At 45.7% G+C, this 1478-nt stretch carries 3 protein-coding genes; 2 read left to right on the top strand and 1 reads right to left on the bottom strand.

The window, feature by feature from the left end; genetic code table 11:
* The coding region (locus A3750_RS17895; RefSeq protein ID WP_156498699.1) for a LysM peptidoglycan-binding domain-containing protein at positions 1 to 404 on the bottom strand (404 nt) is incomplete at its 3' end.
* 227 nt (positions 405 to 631) lie between these two features.
* On the opposite strand from A3750_RS17895, the gene def reads away from it, so the two are divergent.
* Together def and A3750_RS17885 are read left to right on the top strand one after the other, a co-directional pair.
* A complete protein-coding gene (gene def, locus A3750_RS17890) occupies positions 632 to 1138 on the top strand; it encodes a peptide deformylase (RefSeq protein WP_068453143.1) in 507 nt (168 codons plus the stop codon).
* Positions 1139 to 1168: 30 nt separating this feature from the next.
* Positions 1169 to 1478, top strand: a 310-nt coding sequence (locus tag A3750_RS17885; RefSeq protein WP_304440212.1) for a methionyl-tRNA formyltransferase, incomplete at its 3' end; no start/stop codon positions are given.

Below are 1478 nucleotides of genomic sequence, written 5' to 3'. Positions count from 1 at the left end.
ACATCAACAATACGATTTGACGACAAGAAGCTCGCAATCGCATCAAGAGGAATCGTTGGTATGGCCGTCTCAATAGGCTCTGAGCGAACTGTCGGACTCAGCTTTTTCACGCCGTTGTTAGGACCTTCCTTCAACGTTGTGATCTTGCGTTCGCCATCAATATAAATTAGGCCGATCACATCACCGGGATAAATAAGATGCGGGTTGGAGATCTGCGGATTTGCATGCCACACTTCTGGCCACAACCATGGTGACTTCAAAAAACGTTCTGAGATATCCCAGAGTGTATCGCCTTTAACAACGGTATAACGCTCGGGATAGTCTTCTTTAAATTCTGGCGATGCCATAAGTTGAAAACTCAACAACAATAACGCCGCACATCGAATCAAAATCTTGGGGATCATGGTCTGCCTATAACTCTTATCGTTCACGTAATTGGTGCGTATGCTTTAAAGAGTGACGAACATAAGCGTCTCCTCATTAAGGCACCTTCACACTACCCATCTAAAAAACTATAGATGAGAGCGCAGCAATTTGTACTAAATTACCTTTCTATTAGATAATAGTAGCAGTGTATTCGTGATATACACCACAAATTGAGCATTCATCTTTAAGAAGCAACTCTAAACCTATGGCGATATTAGAAATATTGGAATACCCAGACCCGCGACTTCGCAAAATTGCAAAGCCAATTAAAGAAGTCACGCCCGAGATCTCAACATTGATCGATGACATGTTCGAAACAATGTACGATGCTCCCGGCATTGGGCTTGCCGCAACACAGGTCGATCGGCACATCCAGCTGATCGTCATGGATTTATCAGAGGATAAAAGCGATCCGCACGTTTTTATCAACCCTGAGATTACTGTGTTAGAGGGCGACCCAGAGAAAATGCAAGAGGGCTGCTTATCCGTTCCTGGCTTCTACGAAGATGTTGAACGCATTGAGCACGTATTGATCAAAGCCTTGGATCGTAACGGAAAAGCTTTTGAACTTGAGGCTACGGGCTTGCTAGCCGTCTGTATCCAGCATGAGATGGACCATTTAAATGGCAAACTATTTGTCGATTACCTAAGTAAGCTAAAACGCAACCGCATAAAGAAGAAATTAGAAAAGCAGCACCGCGAAAGCGCTTGAGACTTTTAACTCCGCGAATTGAGAAGTACATTGAGAATAGTATTTGCAGGAACGCCTGAGTTCGCAGCAGCGAGTCTTCATGCGTTGGTGGCCGCTGGCCACGACATTGTAGCTGTCTACACCCAACCGGACCGACCGGCTGGCCGAGGCAAAAAACTAATGCCTAGCCCCGTTAAAGCGGAGGCCATAGAGAAAAACATACCCGTATTTCAGCCTTTGACACTCAAAGATGAAGATGCTCAGGCAGAATTAATCGCGCTCAAGCCAGACCTAATGATCGTTGCGGCTTATGGCCTGATCCTGCCCAAAGCCGTGCTCGACATCCCAGCTTTTGGTTGTG

It is taken from the genome of Oleiphilus sp. HI0079 (assembly GCF_001635105.1).
The sequence above is the reverse complement of the archived record's forward strand: the minus strand, read 5'-3'. Positions and strand labels throughout refer to the sequence as shown.

Bases quoted from the DNA above. Each gene is read 5' to 3' on its own strand.
- def (WP_068453143.1), top strand. From the start codon at position 632: ATGGCGATATTAGAAATATTGGAATACCCAGACCCGCGACTTCGCAAA.